The sequence below is a fragment of the Palleronia sp. genome (assembly GCF_042089775.1).
In the GTDB taxonomy this organism is placed as follows: Bacteria; Pseudomonadota; Alphaproteobacteria; order Rhodobacterales; family Rhodobacteraceae; genus Palleronia.
In genome coordinates, this window is the sequence record NZ_JBELKF010000064.1 from 1 (window position 1) to 20353 (window position 20353).

A 20353-nucleotide genomic window follows, 5' to 3' on the forward strand; every position below is an offset into this window, starting at 1 on the left:
AGGACGCACCGAAGAGCAAGACAGGCCCCGTGCCGCCCACCCGACGCACGACGGCACCGGCCGCACCCAAGCCCTCGGGTCGGGGCGCCGCGCCGGGGCGCGTCGCGCCCACTCCTACCGTTCGCAAGGTCGAAACGCCGGACAGCGTCAGCGGTGCGGCCAAGTCGCTTTCGACCGCGCCCGGCAGCGCGAACCCGAAGCCACCGCTCAGCGAGGCCGAGTCGCTGACCGTCTTTGGCATGCGTGGCGAGCCGAAATCCCGAGGCTCGGCCATGCTGCCGGTCCTGATTGGCCTCGTCGTTGCGGTGCTGCTGGCGGTTGTCGTCTGGTGGACGTTCCTGTCGATGAACGACGTGGACGACACGGCGCCCGCTGTCGAGCAGTCCTCTGCACGGCCCATCGACGAGACTGGCCGCGACACCGCGGCTCTCGAAGGGACCGCGCCGGTGGTCGAAGCGCCGGCAGAGGATGACACTGCTGTCGAAGAGACGACGGAACCTGAGGCCGAGGTCGAACGCGCGGCCGAGGTTGAGCCCGAGGCCAACACGAACGCCTTCGCGCAACCCGCGCCCACCGATACGGCCGCGCTCGAACCCGGGCCGGACGATCCGCTGCGCCGGTCGCAAGACGCGCCAGAAGCCACGCGATACGCCGCCACCGGCGTTTCGACCGCCGCACCCAGCAGCTCCGAGACGCCGACGTCTGACAACGCCGCGCTCGAAGGACCGCAGGGCGACAGCACGATCCGGGTGCAGGACGGCGTCGCAGCACTCGACGCGCCCGAGATGGCGTCTCTCGCCGCACCCGCCCCGCTGGCGCCGCCGCCGCCGCCGGGCGCGCAATTCGATCTGGACGAGAACGGCCGCGTGGTGGCCACGCCCGAAGGCGCCGTCTCGCCTCAGGGCGTGCGCATTACCGCGGGACAGCCTCCTGTCGTTCCGCCGCAAGCGCCCATCCGTCCGGCTCCCACGTCGGACGCCGCTGCGCCGGTCGAAGAAAGCCGCCTCGACGTTCCCGTTTCCGAGGGGCAACCGACCGCGGTTCCACCGCAACGGCCTGCTGGAACAACTTTTGTGGCCACAGAGCAAGCCGCTGTCGGCCCTGCCCCCCTCGCGCGGCCCGATGACATCGCCGTCACGCGGCGCGCGGACCTCGATGAGGCCACGGAGGACGGCGATCTTTCACTGGATGGGCCGCAGGACACCACCGAAGGCGTCGTACAGACGCCGAGCGACGCAGAGGTGCTGCTCGCCGCGCTCTCTCCCCGCGCGAGGCCGGAACGGGCAATCGACGAGCCCGAGATGCCCCAGATCAGCGAAGAACAAAGCGCCGTGCAGGCCGAAGCTGTCGCCGCCGCCATCGCCTCGGTCATTCCGGGGCTGGAGGAGGCCACCGACGAAGCCGTGGCTCGCTCGCTACGGCCCGGCAACCGGCCCACGAACTTCGCCCGCACCGTCGAGCAGACGCGCCAGGCGGCGCCGGTGCAGGTCGCATCGGCCTCTGCGGTTGTCACGCCACGTAACCCGACGGCAGGCGCGGTCGCCTCGCGCGCGACGGAGCAGGACACAATCCGGCTGAACCGCGTGAACCTGATCGGCGTCTACGGCACCCAGTCGGACCGCCGCGCGCTGATCCGCCTGCCCTCGGGCCGTTTCGTGAAGGTAAAGGTAGGCGACCGCGTAGATGGCGGCCGGGTCAGCGCCATCGACAGCGACAAGCTGCAATACGTGAAGGGCGGTCGACAGGTCGTTCTGGCCATCCCCGCGGGCTAGGAAAAGAGGGCGGTTCGGCTAGGTCACCCGACACCGGACCCCCGGTGACGGAGACAGAATGGAATCGTTCCTTTTTCAGGCCCTGATCTACCTCGCTGCGGCGGTTATCTCCGTGCCCATTGCCGCACGCCTGGGGCTTGGTTCGGTGCTGGGTTACCTCGCCGCGGGCATCCTGATCGGTCCGGTCTTCGGCCTCGTCGGTGCGGAAACGCAGGATCTGCAGCATTTCGCAGAATTCGGCGTGGTGATGATGCTGTTCCTCATCGGGCTCGAGCTTGAGCCACGGGCGCTCTGGAACATGCGCCACCGCCTGCTGGGCCTTGGGGGCGCGCAGATCCTCATCACGATGGGCCTCGTCACCGCCGCGGCGGCCGTGATCGGTCTCACTTGGGCCGAAGCCACTGCGGTTAGCATGATCCTGGCCCTTTCATCGACGGCCATCGTTCTGCAGACCCTGAACGAAAAGCAGCTGATGCAAACTGCGGGCGGCCGCTCTTCCTTTTCCGTGCTCCTCACGCAGGACATCGCAGTCATCCCGATGCTGGCGCTGATGCCGCTTCTCAGCAGCGGGCATGGTGTCACCGTCGCCGATCATGGCGCCCAGGCCGAGGTTGCAGGCGACACAACCGCAGCCGCCCACGCCGAGACGATGACAACCTTCGTCCAGAACTTGCCCGGCTGGGGTCTGACATTGCTGACGGTCGCGGCGGTCGCGGCCATCGTCGCCGCCGGTGTCTTCGGCACACGGCCCGTGTTCCGCTACATCCACCGCGCGCGGCTGCGCGAACTATACACCGCGCTCGCTCTTCTGATCGTCATTTCCATTGCGTACGTCATGACCCTAGTCGGCCTGTCGCCCGCGCTCGGCGCGTTCCTTGCAGGCGTGGTGCTGGCGAACTCGGAATTCCGGCACGAGCTGGAATCGGACATCGAGCCGTTCAAGGGCCTGCTCCTCGGCCTGTTCTTCATCACTGTCGGCGCCGGCATTTCATTCCCGCTTCTGTTCGACCGCCCGTTTCTGATCCTGGGGCTCGCGTTGGGGCTGATGCTTGTGAAAGGCGCGGTGCTCTATGGGTTGGCGCACGCCTTCAGCCTGGGGCGCCGCGACCGCTGGCTCTTTACGCTGGGGCTCGCGCAGGCGGGCGAGTTCGGTTTCGTGCTGACGTCGTTCTCGCTCCAGACCGGCGTTCTGGGGCGGGAGTTGGGAGAGCTCCTGCTGTTGGTCGTCGCAATGACCATGCTGCTGACGCCACTTTTCTTCATCCTGTGGGAGCGGATCAACAATCGGATCGCAGACGGTCCCGACACCGAGCACCCCGCGGACGACATCGACCACAAGTCGCCCATCATCATCGCCGGGATCGGCCGCTTTGGGCAGGTCGTGAACCGGATGCTGCAACTCGCAGGGTTCGAGACCACGGTGCTGGACCATGACCTCGACACCGTTCAACTGATGCGCAAGTTCGGCTTCAAGGGCTTCTTTGGGGACCCAACGCGCCCCGAGCTACTGCACGCGGCGGGGCTCGACACTGCCAAGGTGCTGGTGGCGGCGATGGACGAGCCGAAAAAGGTCACGGCGATCGTGAAGTACGCCCGCAAGGCGCGACCTGACCTCCACATCATCGCCCGTGCCTATGACCGCAACCATGTCTACGAGCTCTACCGCGCCGGCGCCGACGACATCGTGCGCGAGGTATTCGACAGCTCGTTGCGGGCCGGGCGCTACGTGCTGGAAAACATCGGCCTCAGCGAGTTCGAGGCCGCTGAGCTGGAGCGGGCCTTCTTCCAGATCGACCGCTCTGCGCTGCGCGAGCTGGCCGAGCTGTGGACGCCGGGCGTTCCGATCTCGCAGAACGAGCCTTACATGGAGCGTGCCCGCGCCCTGAATGCCGATCTGGAATCCGCTCTTTCGGCAAAATATGACGAGATGCGCGGTGATCGGGATCCCGACGACGAAGACGAGGATGAGGACACGCAAGTGGCCTGAGTTACTCGGCCGCGTGCACCTCTTCTTCTTCGCGCTCTGCCTCGATCTGGACGGCGCGCGCCTCGACCTGCTCGACAATGTGATCGACCATCTGCTCGTTCGACATCTTGTGGCTCTGCTTGCCGGCCAGATAGACCATACCGGAGCCCGCCCCGCCGCCGGTGAAGCCGACATCCGTCATAAGCGCCTCACCCGGACCGTTCACCACGCAACCGATGATCGACAGCGACATCGGCGTCTTGATATGGGCCAGCCGCTCTTCGAGCGCCTCGACGGTCTTGATGACGTCGAACCCCTGCCGTGCGCAGGAGGGGCATGAGATGATGTTCACGCCCCGGTGGCGCAGCCCCAGCGACTTCAGGATCTCGTAGCCGACGCGCACCTCTTCGACCGGATCGGCGCTGAGGCTCACCCGCAGCGTGTCGCCGATCCCCATCCACAGGAGGTTTCCGAGGCCGATCGCACTCTTGATCGTGCCGGACATCAGGCCGCCCGCCTCGGTGATGCCGAGGTGGATGGGCGCGTCAGTTGCCTCGGCGAGGGCCTGATAGGCCGCGGCCGACAGAAACACGTCGGATGCCTTCACGCTGATCTTGAACTCGTGGAAATCGTTATCCTCAAGGATCTTGATGTGGTCGAGCGCGCTTTCCACCATCGCCTCGGGGCAGGGCTCGCCATATTTTTCGAGCAGGTCGCGCTCGAGGCTGCCGGCGTTCACCCCGATGCGGATCGAGCAGCCGTGATCGCGGGCAGCCCGGATGACCTCCTTCACGCGCCGATCGTCACCAATGTTGCCGGGGTTGATCCGAAGGCACGCGGCGCCCGCTTCGGCCGCCTCTATGGCGCGTTTGTAGTGGAAATGGATGTCCGCGACGATCGGCACCGGGCTTTCGCGGCAGATCTCCTTCATCGCCTGCGACGTTGCCTCGTCGGGGCACGAGACGCGGACGATGTCAGCGCCGGCCTCGGCACAGGCCTCGATCTGTTTCAGCGTCGCCTTTGCGTCGGTTCCGTCGGTGTTCGTCATGGTCTGTACCGCGATCGGCGCATCGCCGCCCACGGGCACGTTGCCCACCATGATCTGCCGCGACTTTCTGCGGTAGATGTTCTTCCAGGGGCGGACGTGGTTCAGGGACATGGAAGCGCTCCGGTTTGCCTCGTGCGACAGGTAGGCTTTCCGGCGCGCTATGCCAACCGGGTGCGGCCTCTTGAACCCAGCCGCTGCGCCCGAAAGGCCCCCTTATTCTGTCGGTGCAGCCTCGCCCGGCATGGAAGGGGGATCCGCCTGCAGTTCTGCCACGACCCGGGCAAGTGCGGTGTCACGCGACAGGTTCGCAACCTCGTAGTTGCTGGTCAGATTGTTGGCCGAGAGGTCGAGGTTGCCGGTGACAGCGCCCGGCTGGCCGGCGGGACCGTAGGGTTCGCCGTTGATGGCGAAGTAGATCGCTCCCGATTCCCCCGTCCGCAGCGTCGCGGGCTCTTCTGTTTTCGGAAGAACGAACCGATCGCCTTCTTCCATGATCTTCTCGTACAGCGTCGTGCCGTCCGGCGCGCGCACCCTGACCCAGGACGGGCGCACGGCGAAGACGACCACCTCGGGCACGTCCTCGGCCTTGACCACGGGGGCTGGCGCGTCGTCCGACGGCTCTGCCAAGGCGGCTAGCACCGCGGTGTTGATGGCGTCGGGCACATCAGCCGCGCCGGCAAGCTGCGTCTCACCGCTGCCGGGCACGCCGGGAATGGCCGTTGCGGGCGTCGCTCCGGACCCGGTGCCGATGAAACTCCCGGACCTGCCGGGGTCGAGCGTTCCAATCGGGCCATCGCGCGCGACGATGACCGGCACATCCAGCGCCTGCGGGCGGTAGAGCCGGTCGAACCCCTCGCGCGCGGCAGCTACGGCGGGATCATCCATCTCGCCTGCCGAGGCGGTCACGCCGTCGAGCGGATCGATATCGGCGACCACGTCGGGAGCCTGGTCAACAGGCACGACCTGGACACGCTGCACTTCGCTGAGAACAGCATAGCCCCCATAGCCCAGGAGGCCGATCAAGCCGGCCAGCACCACGATCGAGCCGATGGCACCCGGCTCGATCCGGGCAAGGAAGCTCTCGCGATGATGGGGAATGCCCAAGTTGCGGCTGCCGAAAGGCGACGACTCGTCAGACTCGGTTCGCTTGCTCGACGCGGCCGTGCTCATGCCATGCGCGGTCGAAAAGCCCGACTCGGCGCAGAACGCCTTGAACGCCCATTCGGGGTCTAGCCCAAGATACCGGGCATAGGATCGTACGTAGCCGGCAATAAAGCCCGGAGTCTCAAAGGCCGAGGGGTCGGCATTCTCGATGGCGGCGATGTAGGTGGCCTTGATCTTCAGTTCACGCTGAACGTCGAGCAAAGACTTGCCCAGCGTGGCCCGCTCGCCCCGCATCATGTCGCCGAGGCGCATGTCGTAGTCGTCAAAGCCCTTGGGGTCTTCGATTTGATCGTCCTGCTGTCGGAACCGCCCGATCATGCCCCCAATCCCTTCGCCCTGCCCACATCGAGTCCTTAAGCCGCGCTTTGGTTCCTGCGAAAGCGACCATGGACTTTCGTTAGACGGGAATTACCACAGCCTCCCCCATGCTGAACACAGGGAATTGCGGGTCAGGCGCTGAGTTCGGCACGATTAAGCGCACAGTGCGACCAGAGACTGTCCAATGCGTTAACAAGCGCATCAATTTCGCGCGGACCGTGTACCGGAGACGGGGTAAAGCGGAGACGCTCGGTCCCGCGGGGCACCGTGGGGAAGTTGATCGGCTGAACGTAGATGCCGAAATCCTCGAGCAGCATGTCCGACAGCATCTTGCAGTGTACCGGATCGCCGACATGCACGGGCACGATGTGGCTTCCGTGGTCGATGAAGGGCAGACCGATTCCCTTCAGGCGCGTCTTCAGGATTCGCGCCTGCGTCTGGTGCCGGTCGCGCAGCGCCTGGTCTGTCTTCAGGTGCGCGACGCTTGCCGCCGCGCCCGCCGCGACCGAGGGCGGCAGCGACGTGGTAAAGATGAATCCCGGCGCGTAGGAGCGCACCGCGTCGCACATCCGTTCGGACGCGGCGATGTAGCCGCCCATCACGCCGTAAGCCTTGGCCAGCGTGCCGTTGATGATGTCGATCCTGTGCGCGATGCGGTCGCGTTCCGTCACGCCGCCACCGCGCAGGCCATACATGCCGACCGCGTGAACCTCGTCGATATAGGTCAGCGCGCCGAACTCGTCGGCCAGGTCGCAGATCGCCTCGATCGGCCCGAAATCGCCATCCATGGAATAGACCGATTCGAACGCGATCAGCTTCGGAACGGCCGGGTCGTCGGCCTGCAGCAGCTCGCGCAGATGGGCAACATCGTTGTGCCGGAAGATGCGCTTGGCCCCGCCGTTCCGGCGCACGCCCTCGATCATCGAGGCGTGGTTCAGCTCGTCCGAATAGATGATGAGGCCCGGGAATATCTTTGGCAGCGTCGAAAGCGTCGCGTCGTTGGCGATGTACGCCGAGGTGAAGAGCAGCGCGCCCTCCTTGCCGTGCAGGTCGGCGAGTTCCGCCTCGAGCCGTTTGTGATAGACCGTGGTGCCGCTGATGTTGCGCGTTCCGCCCGAACCGGCGCCAGCCCGGTCGATCGCTTCGCGCATCGCATCCAGCACCGCCGGGTGCTGTCCCATGCCGAGATAGTCATTGCCGCACCACACCGTGACGGGACGTTCGGTTCCATCGGCACGAGTCCAGGTGGCGTGGGGAAACGATCCGCGCTTGCGCTCGATGTCGATGAAGGTGCGATAGCGGCCTTCGTCGTGCAGTTTCTGGATCGCGGCGTCGATGCTGGCGTTATAGTTCAAGGTCTGCTCCCCATCGCATTCTTTCGCAACGTATTCTGGGTGGCCGGATTGTCACGATGGCCGATTGCCGCAATCCCGGTCGTATACGCCATGATCTGGATCAAGTCCGGTCGTTCTAGACCAAGACCCCTTTCGAGGTCCAGTTTGGAATCTTTCGAACTGTTGTCCACCCCCTGCCCTGGTCTAGGACTAATCGACAGCCCTGCCTCACGGAGCCCCGGATGACCCTCGACGCCGTTCTCGACCGCATCGACGCGGATCTCGACGCCAGCCTCGACCGACTGCTGCAATTCCTGCGAATCCCCTCGATCTCGACCGACCCGGATTACCTGTCCGAAACACGTCGCGCCGCAGAATGGCTTCGGGACGAACTGGCGGGGCTTGGCTGCGAAGCGCGGATCCACGACACGCCGGGCCACCCGATGGTTACCGCGACGACCGGCGGTGAAGGCCGGCCGATCCTGTTCTACGGTCATTACGACGTACAGCCCGTCGATCCGCTGGAGCTTTGGACTCGCGATCCGTTCGATCCCGCCATCGCGGACGCGAACGGCACCCGCGTGATCCGCGGGCGCGGGGCGGCCGATGACAAGGGGCAGCTGATGACCTTCGTCGAGGCCTGCCGCGCCTGGCGGGCCGTAAACGGCACCCTTCCCGGCAACATCACCTTTCTGTTCGAGGGCGAAGAGGAATCGGGCTCGCCCTCCCTCGTCCCCTTCCTCGAAGCCAACCGTGACCGGCTGTCGAAAGAACTCGCGCTGATCTGCGACACCGGGCTGTTTGCCAGGGGCCGGCCCGGCATCGTCACGCAGCTGCGCGGCCTTCTGGGCGAAGAGGTCGTCATCAAGGCGGCCAACAAGGACCTGCACTCGGGCAGCTTCGGCGGGCTTGCGATAAACCCGATCCGGGTGCTGAGCCGCATTATCGCGAGCCTGCATGACGAGACCGGGCGCGTCACGATCCCCGGCTTCTATGACGGCGTGCCCGATCTGCCCGCGACGCTCCGCCAGCAGTGGGACTCGCTCGGGTTCGATGCGTCGGCCTTCCTGTCCGGCGTCGGGCTTGCGACGCCGGCGGGCGAGCGGGACCGCACCGCACTGGAACAGCTCTGGTCGCGCCCCACTGCCGAGATCAACGGCATCCGCGGCGGTTATGCCGGCAAGGGCTTCAAGACCGTGCTGCCGGCCGAGGCCGCGGCCAAGATCTCGTTCCGGCTCGTGGGCGACCAGGACCCCCACGCCATCCGCGAGAGCTTCCGCGCAGTGGTGCGCGAGATGGTGCCTGACGACTGCAAGGTCGAGTTCCACGACCACGGCGCTGCACCGGCCAGCCGCATGGACATCTCGAATCCCGCTTTCGAGGCGGCACGCGCCGCGCTGGACCAGGAGTGGCCCGAAAAGTCCGCCTATATCGGCGCAGGCGGGTCGATCCCGATCGCGGGATACTTCAAGAGCATCCTGAACATGGATTCCATGCTGATCGGGTTCGGCCGCGACGACGACCAGATCCACTCGCCAAACGAGAAATACGACGTGGAATCCTTCCACCGCGGCACGCGCAGCTGGGCGCGAATCCTGTCCGAGATCGCGTGATCCATTCCGGCATCTGCGGGGCGGTCAATCCCGTTGACCTTGCCCGGCCGCCCCGTCAGAGGTTCCGCCATGAAGATCATCATCGACACAGACCCGGGGCAGGACGACGCCGTCGCGATCCTTACTGCCCTCGCCTCGCCCGAGATCGAGGTTCTGGGCATCACCGCCGTGGCCGGAAACGTGCCGCTGGACCTGACTCAGAAGAACGCCCGCATCGTCTGCGAACTGGCGGGGCGGACCGACATCCCCGTCTTTGCCGGCGCACGGCAGCCCCTGAAGCGCCCGCTTGTCACGGCCGAGCATGTGCACGGCCGTACCGGGCTCGACGGGCCCGTGCTGCCCGACCCGACCATGCCGCTCCAGGACCGGCACGCCGCCGACTTCATCGTCGAGACGCTGCGTCGCGAGGCGCCCGGCACCGTGACGCTCGTTCCCATCGGGCCGCTCACGAACATCGCGATGGCGCTGATGAAGGCGCCCGACATTGCACCGAAGATCGCCCGGATCGTCCTGATGGGCGGCGCCTATTTCGAGGTGGGCAACATCACGCCCGCCGCCGAGTTCAACATCTATGTCGACCCCGAGGCCGCGCAGACGGTGTTCCGGTCAGGCGTGCCGATCACCGTCATGCCGCTCGACGTGACGCACAAGGCGATGGTCACCGGGGCCCGCAACGACGCCTTCCGCGCGCTTGGTAGCCCCGTGGGCCGCGCCGTGGCCGAGATGACCGACTTCTTCGAGCGGTTCGACAAGGAGAAGTACGGCTCGGACGGCGCGCCGCTGCACGACCCCTGCACCGTCGCGTGGCTCCTCAAGCCCGAGCTCTTCACCGGCCGCGAGATCAATGTCGAGATCGAGTGCGACAGCGAGCTGACCCGCGGCATGACCGTCGCCGACTGGTGGCGGATCACAGACAGGCAGGTCAACGCGCTCTTCATCGGCGACCTCGACGCCGAGGGCTTCTTCGAGCTTCTGACCGACCGTCTGGGGCGGCTCTAGATGTCCGCAACGCTCCGCATCGCCCGCTCCGAGGATGAAAGCCGCGCGATCCGCCTCGTCGCCGCCTGCCATGACGAGATCGGCCGCGCCCCCGATCCGCAGGACCGAGACATCGCCATCGCGGCCCTGCTCAGCGGCGAGGCCCCCGGCGCCTTCTACCTGATCGGGCCGCCATCCTCGCCGGTGGGCTATCTTTCGGTCAGCTTCGGCCATTCCATCGCGCAGGGCGGAACGGTTGCCTACCTCGACGAGCTCTACATCCGCCCGCCCGTCCGCGGCCGCGGCATGGCGACCGAGGCGCTGATGGCGCTGCTGAAGATGCTGTCCCAGCACGGGGTGCGCGCCGTCCACGCGCCCGCGCCGCCGCAGGGGGGCACACGCCTCTTCGACCGGCTGCGCTTCGAGGCCGAAGAGGCGCCGACGCTGACGCGCCTGCTCTGAGGCGAGCGTTTTCCCGCGGCCAAGGTTTTGCACCCGGCCGCGGCCCCCTACATCGACGCAGGAAGGAGGCCCGCCAATGACCCTCGCCCTGCCGTTCGACAACAGCTACGCCCGCCTGCCCGACCGCCTGTTCGCGCGTCAGCGTCCCGCACCGGTCGCTGCGCCGCGCCTCGTCGCGCTGAACGAGGACCTCGCGCTTCGCCTCGGGCTCGACCCCGCGGCGCTGCGCAGCGATGACGGTGTCGCGGCCCTTGCCGGGAACGTTCCGCCCGAGGGCGCCGAGCCGATCGCACAGGCTTACGCGGGTCACCAGTTCGGCGGATGGGTGCCGCAGCTTGGCGACGGTCGCGCCGTCCTGCTGGGCGAGATCGTGACCGACGGGCACCGCCATGACGTCCAGCTCAAGGGCGCGGGCCGCACGCCCTTCTCGCGCGGGGGCGACGGGCGCGCATGGCTCGGCCCGGTCCTGCGCGAGTACCTCGTCAGCGAGGCGATGCACGCGCTTGGCATTCCCACGACCCGCGCCCTCGCCGCCGTCGAGACCGGAGAGACCGTGATGCGCGAGGCGCCCCTGCCCGGCGCGGTGCTGACACGTGTGGCGGCCTCGCATATCCGCGTCGGCACGTTCCAGTACCTCTATGCCCGCCAGGACACGGACGGGTTGCAGGCCCTGACCGACCACGTCATCGCCCGGCACTACCCCGATGCGGACGGCCCCGAAGGGCTGCTCGATGCGGTGGTCGGCGCACAGGCGCGGCTGATCGCCCGCTGGATGGGCGTGGGCTTCATCCACGGCGTGATGAACACCGACAACATGGCCGTCTCGGGCGAGACAATCGACTACGGCCCCTGCGCCTTCCTGGACAGTTACCACCCGGACACAGTTTTTTCTTCCATCGACCGTTATGGCCGCTATGCCTATGCGCGCCAGCCCGAGATCGCCGTCTGGAACCTGGCGCAGTTCGCCACCTGCCTGCTGCCGCTGATGCCGGACCGGCAGGCGGCCGTCGAACGCTTCACCGACATCGTCAACGACTTCGGCGTGCGCTTTCAGGCTGAATGGCTCGACGTGTTCCGCACCAAGTTGGGTCTTTCCACGGCCGAAGAGGACGACGCTGCGCTGGCACATCGCCTGCTCGACATCCTGGCGACGAACCGGGACGACTTCACCCTGATCTTTCGCGGGCTCGCCGATGGCTCTGCCACGGACCACGTCACCGATCGCCCCGCCTTCGACCAGTGGCACGAACTCTGGACCGCCCGGCGTCAACGCGACGGTCTTGCGGAAGAGGATCAGGTGGCCCTCATGCGACGCACCAATCCCGGCGTCATCCCCCGCAATCACAGGATCGAAGAGGTCATTCAGGCGGCGGTCTCGGGAGACTACGCGCCGTTCCACGCGCTCCACGCGGCGCTCGGGACGCCATACCAGGACCACCCCGTCTTCGCCGCCCCGCCCGCCGCGGGCGAAGAGGTGACCGCGACCTTCTGCGGCACCTGAGCGCAGGCCCCGCAGGTTGACTTCACCGGCTGGGCGCGCGAGGAAGCAGACGTTTTCACTCGGACATTTGCGCTCCGCCATGCCCTTTACCGCACGCGTGATCCTGACCCTTTCCCTCGCCGGGGTTGCCGCGACGGCGGTCCTTGCCGCCGCGCCCGAACGCACGGACCTGACGGCCGAGGATCGCGCCCGGGTTGCCGCCGTGACCACCCCCGCCAGCGATTTTGCCGAGCCCGAGCGGTTCGAGAACATGCAGGGCGGCGCCGGCACCTCGACCAAGCTGCCGAACCGCGACGCCTTTTCGCATTTCAGCGCGAACCTGACCTTTGCCGAGGAAGAGACGTTCAAGCTGGGCAACGCGCTGTTTCGCAAGCAATGGGTCGCGCCGCCCTCGTCCACGCAAGCGTCGGACGGGCTTGGGCCGCTGTTCAACGCGCGGGCCTGCCAGAACTGCCATCTGAAGGACGGCCGCGGCCGCCCGCCCGCGCCGGGCGAGCCGGCCGTATCGATGTTCCTGCGCCTCGCCCGCCCCGCCGCGACCGACGCCGAGATGGCCGAAATCAGGGACTTCCTGACCGCGAACCATCCCGACCCGATCTATGGCGCACAGCTTCAGACTGCCGCGGTGCCGGGCTTGCAGGCCGAGGGCACGCTGTCGATCGAGTACGAAGAGGTGCCGGTGACGCTTGGCGACGGCACCGAGGTTTCGCTTCGCAAGCCGACGTATTCGGTGAGCGACCCCGCCTACGGCCCCCTTGACGAGGCCACGACCCTGTCGCCTCGGGTTGCGAACCCGATGATCGGGATGGGCCTGATCCAGGCGATCCACCCCGCCGATCTGTTTGCCCACGCCGACCCCGAGGATGCCGATGGCGACGGCATCTCGGGCCGTGTCGCGCTCGCCCGCGGGCACCGCGACGATGCACCGCGCATCGGCCGCTTCGGCTGGAAGGCGCAGTCGGCCAGCGTGCGCGAGCAATCGGCCGAGGCTTTCGCGGGCGATCTGGGCATCTCGTCCCCCGACGCGCCCCGGCCCCACGGCGATTGCTCGGCGGCGCAGGTGGACTGTCTTGCCATGCCCACGGGCGAGCAGACCGATTTGGGCGAAGGCGAAGCACCCGAGGATGTCATGGCCCTCGTGACCTTCTATTCCGAGAACCTCGCCGTGCCTGCCCGCCGCGACGTGGACGATCCGGAGGTCCTGCGCGGAAAGCAGATGTTCTACGACGCGGGCTGCACCTCTTGCCATACGCCGAAATTCGTGACCTCGCGCGAGGCCGAGAACCCGGCCCACGCCTTCCAGCTGATCTGGCCCTACTCCGACTTCCTGCTGCACGACATGGGCGAGGGTCTGGCCGACGGCCAGGAGGTCGGCGTGGCAGACGGGCAGGAATGGCGCACGCAACCGCTTTGGGGGATCGGGCTGACCGAGACCGTGTCGGGCCATACGCAGTTTCTGCATGACGGCCGCGCCCGCTCGCTTCAAGAAGCCATCCTGTGGCATGGAGGCGAGGCCCAAGCGGCGCGCGACCGTTACGCCGAACTGCCGAAGGCCGACCGCGACGCCCTGATCCGCTTCCTGGAGTCCCTATGAGACCGATCCTCGCCGCCGCCCTCTGCCTCGCGCTGCCCGCGCACGCCGCGACCCCCGATCCCGACGAGACGGCGCCGGTCCTCCAGGCGGCAGCCGACGCGATTGCCGGCGGCTATGCCGCGTTCTCCGACGCCGCCGACGCTTTCGAGGACAAGTCGGTAGCCCTTTGCGACAGCCCCTCGGAGACCGCACTGAGCGACGCCCGCGACGCCTTCGCCGAGGCGGTGGACGCGTGGTCGCGGATAGAGCTGGTCAAGTTCGGCCCGGTCCTTTCCGATAACGCCGCCGACCGTATCTTCTTTTATCCCGACCGCCGCGGCATCGGCCTGCGCCAAGTGCAGGCGGCGCTGGCCAGCGAGGACGTCACCGTCACCGACGAGGGCAGCCTCGCCGGCAAGAGCGTGGCACTGCAGGGGCTTGGCACCGCGGAATACCTGCTGCACGGGACCGACGCGGAAACCCTCGCGACCGCCGCGGGCGCCTTCCGCTGCGACTTCACCCGGGCCGTCGCGGGCGCCGTGGCGACGCAGGCCCAGACGCTGGAAACGGCGTGGACGGACCCCGACGGGATCGCCGGCCGCTTTGCCGATCCCGCGCCAGAACATCGCGACTTCCGCAGCCAGGACGAGTCGCTCCGCGCGCTGCTCGGGGTCTTTACCAACGGGGTGGAGCTGCTGCGCGACCAGCGCATCAAGCCCTTCGTCGAGGCCGAGGACCCGGCCGAACCCCGCCTTGCCGCGTGGTGGCGGTCGGGCCTGACCGCGCGCGCCATCGCCGAGAACGCCGAGGGGCTGCGAACCCTCTTCGAGGAGTCCGGCATGAACCGGCTGAACGCCGAGACCTACGGCATCCTCTGGGACGAGATCGCGTTCGAGCTTGGCAACCTGACCAGCATCCTGGCGCGGGCGCGCGACCCCGAGACCGACCCCGAGACGCTGCAGGGTGACGCCGCCGCCGCCTATGTCATCTCGCGCTCTCTCCGCAACACCTTCGCCGGACGAATGGCGCCGGCACTGGGCCAGACGGCGGCGTTCTCGGTCTTGGACGGCGACTGATGCACCGGCGCGAGGTTCTTCTGGGTCTCGCCGCCGCCGCGCTTCCGCTGCGGGCGCGGGCCCAGACGGGCCCGGTCTTTGCCGCCGCCACCATCGAGGGCGAGCGTCACGGCATCGCCCTTCTGTCCCGCGACGGCGAGATCCTGCACCACCTGCTCCTTCCCGGACGCGGCCATGACGTGACCGCCAGCCCCGACGGCCGCTGGATCGTCGCATTCGCCCGGCGTCCCGGCACCTTCGCGCTGGCAACCTCGCCGGCGGGCGACGCGCCCCATGTCTTCACCGCGCCCGAGGGGCGGCATTTCTACGGCCACGGCGTCTTCAGCCCCGACGGCCGCCTGCTGATCGCGACCGAGAACGACTATGAGAACGCGCGCGGCGTGCTGGGTCTCTACGACGCCACCGACGGCTTCGCCCGTATAGGCGAGTGGGACACGCACGGAATCGGGCCGCACGACCTGAACCTGATGCCGGATGGGCGCACGCTGGTCGTCGCGAATGGCGGCATGGATACGCATCCCGACTATGGCCGCGAGATCCTGAACCTGCCCACGATGGAGCCCTCGGTCGTCTTCCTCGACGCCGGCGACGGCCACCTGATCGAGCGGCACACCCTGCCCGCCGCGTGGTCGCAGCACTCGACCCGGCACATGGATCTGCTGCCGGACGGATCGGTCTTTGTCGGCTGCCAATGGCAGGGGGCGATGGCTGACTGCCCCCCCATGCTCCTGCGGTTCCGCAAGGGCGAAGGTCAGGCCGCGATTGGCTTGGGCGCCGAGGCCGAAGCGGCATTCCGGGGCTATGTCGGCTCGGTGGCGACGAATCCCGGCGCTGGGACCGTGGCGATCACCTCGCCGCACGGCGACGTGGCGGCGATCGTGGACGGGGTCAGCGGCAAGCTCCTGTCGCTGCGCCACCAGGCGGATGTCTGCGGGGTAGCGTGGGACGGCGCGGATTTCATCACCTCGGACGGCGCGGGTCACTTCGGCGCGCGTGCGCATCCCGGCCTCGTCTTCGATAACCACATCTTCCGGCTGTAAGCGCGTTTGACTGGCGCTCTCGCCCGCGCTATCGAAGCGCGTAAGCCGACAATTTCGGTCGGCAATCGGAGGACAGTGCCATGACCATCGCCAGACCCGTCATCCTCGCCTCGCTGGTGGCCTTTCCGGCCGCCGCGCAAGAGGTGGATCGCAGCGCCATCGTCGAAACCTATGCCGACATCGCCAAGGCCGGCTATACCGACTCTCTCGAAACAGCGCGCGCGCTGGACGAGGCGATCCAGGTGCTGGTCGACAACCCGACCGAAGAGACACTGGACGCCGCTCGCCAGGCTTGGGTCGAGGCTCGCGTGCCGTACCAGCAGACCGAGGTCTATCGCTTCGGCAATCCGATCGTCGACGACTGGGAAGGCCGCGTGAATGCCTGGCCGCTGGACGAGGGGCTGATCGACTACGTCGCGCCCACCTACGGTACGGACAGCGACATCAACACGCTGTATACTGCGAACGTCATCGCCAATGACAGCATTGAGCTGAACGGCGAGACGGTCGACACCTCTGAAATCACGCCCGCCCTTCTGCAGGACAACCTGCAAGAGGCCGGCGGCGTCGAAGCGAACGTGGCGACCGGCTACCACGCCCTCGAATTTCTGCTCTGGGGTCAGGACCTGAACGGTACCGAGGCCGGCGCGGGCACGCGCCCCGCCACCGACTTCTCCACCGGCGACGACTGCACGAACGGCAATTGCGACCGGCGCGGGCAGTACCTGAGCTCGGCGTCCGACCTGCTGATTTCGGACCTCGAAGAGATGGTCGCGAACTGGGAGGCCGACGGCGCCGCCCGCACCAACCTGACCGGAGGCAGCACCGACGCCGCGCTCAGCGCCATCCTCACCGGCATGGGCTCGCTGTCCTACGGCGAACTGGCGGGTGAGCGGATGAAGCTGGGCCTGCTGCTGCACGATCCCGAGGAAGAGCATGACTGCTTCTCGGACAACACTCATGCCTCGCATTACTACGACGCGAAGGGCATCCAGAACGTCTATCTGGGCGAATACGAAGGTCCCGACGGCGACGTGACCGAAGGCACCGCGCTGACCGACCTGGTCGCGGCCACGGACCCGGCGCTCGACGAAGAGATGCGGACCCGGCTGGACGAGACCGTGTCCGCCATGCAGGCGATCGTGGACGCGGCCGAAAGTGGCGAGGCCTACGACCAGCAGATCGGCGAAGGCAACGAAGAGGGCAACGCCCGCGTGCAGGCCGCCATCGACGCGCTGATCGCCCAGACCCGCACGATCGAGCGGGTGATCGCGGCGCTCGACCTGGGCGAGGTGTCGATCGAAGGTTCGGACAGCCTCGACGCGCCGGACGCGGTGTTCCAGTAACGACGGGACGGCAGATCGGCTACAGCGGCTAACGTGACCGGTTTGTCAGGCCGGCGGAGCGCATTCCTCCGCCGGCCATTTTCTTGGCTGGCTCCGGCGTATGAGTTTCGTGAGAGTCGCGTGAGACTTCTGTAAGAGCGGCGTGAGATGAAACGTGTGATGATCGTCGGACAGCCCGGCGCGGGAAAATCGACGCTGGCCCGCGGGATCGGCGTGCGGACGGGGCTGCCGGTCGTCCATATCGACCACATCCACTGGCAGTCCGGCTGGTGCGAGCGGCCGCGGGAGGACAAGACCCGCCTCTGCCACGAAATCCATGCCCGCGGGCGGTGGGTGTTCGAGGGCGGCCACTCTTCCACCTGGCCCGAGCGGCTCGCGCGGTGCGGTACGCTGATCTGGATGGATGTGCCGGCTTCGAAGCGCCTGTGGCGGGTCGTTCGTCGGTCTCTGCGCTACCGAGGCCAGACGCGGCCCGACCTGCCGGACGGATGCCCCGAGCACATCGATCCAAAGTTCTTTCGCTGGATATGGGAGACCCGGAACACCGGGCGCGCGAAGATCGGGGCGTTCTTCGATGCGGCAACCGACAAGCGGAAGGTGCGGCTTCGTCGCAACCGGGACGTGGCGGCGTTCTTGGCGAGCCTGCCGGTGCAGGGGCCGGGACGCGCGGATGGCGCCCCGGTCCCAAAGGTCACTCGGTGACGGTGACGCTTTCCATCACGTCGGGTTGACCCGACACCGCGCCGGAGCCCGGGGCGCCGCGCTTGATCTGGTCGACGATCTCCATCCCTTCGGTCACTTCGCCGACGACGGTATATTGCCCGTCGAGATGCGGGGCCGAGGCGAAGTTGATGAAGAACTGCGAGTTCGCGCTGTCGGGGCTGGCCGAGCGGGCCATGCCGACGGTGCCGCGCGTGAACGGCCGGTCCGAGAATTCGGCCTCGAGGTCGGGCAGGTCCGAGCCGCCGGTGCCCGCACGGGACATGTCGCCGCCGGTCTTGCCGAACTGGACGTCGCCGGTCTGGGCCATGAAGCCGTCGATCACGCGGTGGAAGACCACGCCGTCATAGGCGCCACGCTCGGCCAGGGCGGTGATCCGCTCGACATGCTGCGGGGCGATATCCTCGAACAGGTCGATATGGACGGTGCCGTTCGCTTCGCCCGCGATCTCAATATCGAGGCCGGTGGCAAGTGCCGGGGACGCGGCGAGGGACAGGACAAGGGCGAGTTTATGCATCGGCGGCTACCTTCATGCTGATCATCTTGTCGGGGTTTGCAGGGGGCTCGCCACGGGTGATGGCGTCGACATGATCCATGCCTTCGATGACGCGGCCGTAGACGGTGTATTGCCCGTTCAGGAAATGGTTGTCCGAGAAATTGATGAAGAACTGCGAGTTGGCGCTGTCCGGGTTCTGGGAACGCGCCGCGCCGATCGTGCCGCGGTCATGCGGGATCTTCGAGAACTCGGCCGGGACGTTCGGGTACTCCGAACCGCCGGTGCCGGCGAGGCGGATGTTGAAGTCCTTGTCGGCGTTGCCGTTCTGCACGTCGCCGGTCTGAGCCATGAAGCCCTCGATCACGCGGTGGAACACCACCCCGTCATAGGCACCTTCGCGGGCAAGTGTCTTCATCCGCTCGGCATGTTGGGGCGCGATCTTGGGCATCAGCTCGATGACGACGCGGCCGTCCTTGAGCTCGATGATGATCGTGTTTTCGGGATCGGTGATTTCGGCCATGGTGCCTCCTCGAACTGCGTTGGGGCGCTACCTAAGCCGTCGCAGGCGCCGGGGAAAGGGCGCGGTTGCGAAGGCCACAGGATCGCGCGACAAGTTGCGCGGCAAGAAACAAGGGAGACGGGCATGAGCTGGACCTCGCTCGACAAGATGGATCTCGACGGCAAGCGGGTGCTGACCCGCGTCGATCTGAACGTGCCGGTCGAAGGCGGCCGCGTCACCGACGCAACCCGGATCGAGCGGATCGTGCCCACGGTGAAGGCCATCCTCGACCGCGGCGGCCAGCCGGTGCTGCTGGCGCATTTCGGACGGCCCAAGGGCCAGCGCAACGACGAGATGTCCCTGCGCCAGGTGATCCCGGCACTGGAAAAGGCGCTGGGGCGCGACGTGACCTTCGCCGAGGATTGCGTCGGCAACGCGGCCGCCGAGGCGATTGCCAAGGGCGGCGTGGTCCTGCTGGAGAACACGCGCTTTCACGCGGGCGAGGAGAAGAACGACGGCGCGCTGGCGGACGAGATGGCAAAGCTGGGCGACATCTATTGCAACGACGCCTTCTCGGCCGCGCACCGGGCGCACGCCTCGACCGAGGGGCTGGCACGCCGCCTGCCCGCCTGCGCCGGCCGCCTGATGGCCGAAGAGCTGAACGCGCTGGAAACCGCGCTGACCGACCCCGAGCGGCCGCTGATGGCCGTGGTGGGCGGGGCCAAGGTCTCGACCAAGCTGGACCTTCTGTCGAACCTCGTGCGCAAGGTGAACCACCTCGTGATCGGCGGCGGAATGGCGAACACGTTTCTTGCCGCGCAGGGAATCAATGTCGGCAAGAGCCTTGCCGAGCATGACATGACCGACACCGCCAAGGACATCCTGACCCGCGCCGACGAGATGGGCTGCGAGATCATCCTGCCCCATGACGTCGTCGTCGCCCGCGAGTTCAAGGCCGGGGCCGAAAGCGAGACGGTGGCCGCGAATGCCTGCCCCGCCGACGCCATGATCCTCGATACCGGGCCGGACAGCGTGGCGCGGATCAAGAAGGCGATGGCGGGCTGCAAGACGCTGATCTGGAACGGCCCCCTTGGCGCGTTCGAGATCCAGCCCTTCGATGCCGCAACCAACGCCGCCGCCGCCGAAGCCGCGCGTCTGACGCGCGAGGGTAGCCTCGTGTCGGTCGCCGGGGGAGGCGACACAGTCGCCGCGCTGAACAAGGCGGGGGCTGCGGACGACTTCACCTACATCTCGTCCGCCGGGGGCGCGTTCCTTGAGTGGATGGAGGGCAAGACCCTTCCCGGCGTCGCGGCCCTGGGGTGAGCCGCGTCCTGATCACGGGCGCCTCGCGGGGGATCGGGGCCGAGTTCGCGCGGCTTGCCGCCGCCGCGGGGCATGAGGTGGTCCTGACAGCGCGAAATGCCGGCGACCTTGAGCGGCTGGCGGC

At 67.4% G+C, this 20353-nt stretch carries 17 protein-coding genes and 1 pseudogene; 13 read left to right on the forward strand and 5 right to left on the reverse strand.

Translation table 11 applies throughout. From position 1 onward, the window contains the following. Both ACFDS3_RS14295 and ACFDS3_RS14300 read left to right on the forward strand, forming a co-directional pair. Positions 1-1772, forward strand: a pseudogene (locus ACFDS3_RS14295) (hypothetical protein); the annotation flags it as partial. Positions 1773-1830: 58 nt separating this feature from the next. Continuing rightward, positions 1831-3759 carry a monovalent cation:proton antiporter-2 (CPA2) family protein gene (locus ACFDS3_RS14300; protein WP_375263028.1) on the forward strand — a complete coding sequence of 643 codons (1929 nt, stop codon included), beginning with the start codon at positions 1831-1833 and terminating at the stop codon, positions 3757-3759. Between the two features lies 1 nt (position 3760). On the opposite strand, the gene ispG is transcribed toward ACFDS3_RS14300, so the two are convergent. The 3 genes from ispG to hemA all read right to left on the reverse strand — a co-directional run bounded on the left by ispG (position 3761) and on the right by hemA (position 7623). Continuing rightward, on the reverse strand, positions 3761-4897 hold the full coding sequence (gene ispG, locus ACFDS3_RS14305; protein ID WP_375263029.1) for a flavodoxin-dependent (E)-4-hydroxy-3-methylbut-2-enyl-diphosphate synthase: 1137 nt from the start codon (positions 4895-4897) through the stop codon (positions 3761-3763). 102 nt (positions 4898-4999) lie between these two features. Beyond that, positions 5000-6268, reverse strand: a complete 1269-nt coding sequence (locus ACFDS3_RS14310; protein WP_375263030.1) for a helix-turn-helix domain-containing protein — start codon at positions 6266-6268, stop codon at positions 5000-5002. A 131-nt stretch (positions 6269-6399) separates the two neighbouring features. Further along, positions 6400-7623 carry a 5-aminolevulinate synthase gene (gene hemA, locus ACFDS3_RS14315; RefSeq protein ID WP_375263031.1) on the reverse strand — a complete coding sequence of 408 codons (1224 nt, stop codon included), beginning with the start codon at positions 7621-7623 and terminating at the stop codon, positions 6400-6402. Positions 7624-7844: 221 nt separating this feature from the next. On the opposite strand from hemA, the gene ACFDS3_RS14320 reads away from it, so the two are divergent. From ACFDS3_RS14320 to ACFDS3_RS14360, 9 genes are all read left to right on the forward strand, one after another. Beyond that, entirely contained in the window at positions 7845-9215 is a 1371-nt protein-coding gene (locus ACFDS3_RS14320; RefSeq protein WP_375263032.1) for a M20/M25/M40 family metallo-hydrolase, read from the forward strand. A gap of 69 nt (positions 9216-9284) precedes the next feature. Then, positions 9285-10214: a nucleoside hydrolase gene (locus tag ACFDS3_RS14325; RefSeq protein WP_375263033.1), complete on the forward strand. Its 930-nt coding sequence runs from the start codon at positions 9285-9287 to the stop codon at positions 10212-10214. After that, positions 10215-10655: a GNAT family N-acetyltransferase gene (locus tag ACFDS3_RS14330; protein ID WP_375263034.1), complete on the forward strand. Its 441-nt coding sequence runs from the start codon at positions 10215-10217 to the stop codon at positions 10653-10655. It begins immediately after the preceding gene. Between the two features lie 76 nt (positions 10656-10731). Next, a complete protein-coding gene (locus tag ACFDS3_RS14335; RefSeq protein WP_375263035.1) occupies positions 10732-12156 on the forward strand; it encodes a YdiU family protein in 1425 nt (474 codons plus the stop codon). A 79-nt stretch (positions 12157-12235) separates the two neighbouring features. Then, entirely contained in the window at positions 12236-13750 is a 1515-nt protein-coding gene (locus ACFDS3_RS14340) for a di-heme oxidoredictase family protein (RefSeq protein ID WP_375263036.1), read from the forward strand. Next, positions 13747-14805 carry an imelysin family protein gene (locus ACFDS3_RS14345; protein ID WP_375263037.1) on the forward strand — a complete coding sequence of 353 codons (1059 nt, stop codon included), beginning with the start codon at positions 13747-13749 and terminating at the stop codon, positions 14803-14805. Before ACFDS3_RS14340 ends, ACFDS3_RS14345 begins: the two co-directional genes overlap by 4 nt. Further along, positions 14805-15845, forward strand: a complete 1041-nt coding sequence (locus ACFDS3_RS14350) for a DUF1513 domain-containing protein (RefSeq protein ID WP_375263038.1) — start codon at positions 14805-14807, stop codon at positions 15843-15845. The genes ACFDS3_RS14345 and ACFDS3_RS14350 overlap by 1 nt, the downstream gene beginning before the upstream one ends. A gap of 80 nt (positions 15846-15925) precedes the next feature. Further along, positions 15926-17191, forward strand: a complete 1266-nt coding sequence (locus ACFDS3_RS14355; RefSeq protein ID WP_375263039.1) for an imelysin family protein — start codon at positions 15926-15928, stop codon at positions 17189-17191. A 147-nt stretch (positions 17192-17338) separates the two neighbouring features. Next, positions 17339-17893, forward strand: a complete 555-nt coding sequence (locus tag ACFDS3_RS14360; protein WP_375263040.1) for an AAA family ATPase — start codon at positions 17339-17341, stop codon at positions 17891-17893. Here ACFDS3_RS14360 and ACFDS3_RS14365 read toward each other — a convergent pair. Next, complete coding sequence (locus tag ACFDS3_RS14365) at positions 17883-18428, reverse strand: peptidylprolyl isomerase (RefSeq protein WP_375263041.1); 546 nt, start codon at positions 18426-18428, stop codon at positions 17883-17885. The two genes, ACFDS3_RS14360 and ACFDS3_RS14365, sit on opposite strands and share 11 nt — an antisense overlap. Next, the gene (locus tag ACFDS3_RS14370) at positions 18421-18927 is read right to left on the reverse strand and encodes a peptidylprolyl isomerase (RefSeq protein ID WP_375263042.1); all 507 of its coding nucleotides are present in this window, start codon (positions 18925-18927) and stop codon (positions 18421-18423) included. The genes ACFDS3_RS14365 and ACFDS3_RS14370 overlap by 8 nt, the downstream gene beginning before the upstream one ends. A 123-nt stretch (positions 18928-19050) precedes the next feature. Between ACFDS3_RS14370 and ACFDS3_RS14375 the strand changes: the two genes are divergently transcribed. Continuing rightward, positions 19051-20229, forward strand: a complete 1179-nt coding sequence (locus ACFDS3_RS14375) for a phosphoglycerate kinase (protein ID WP_375263043.1) — start codon at positions 19051-19053, stop codon at positions 20227-20229. After that, positions 20226-20353: SDR family NAD(P)-dependent oxidoreductase (locus ACFDS3_RS14380; protein WP_375263044.1), on the forward strand; the 128-nt coding region annotated here is incomplete at its 3' end. The genes ACFDS3_RS14375 and ACFDS3_RS14380, both read left to right, overlap by 4 nt.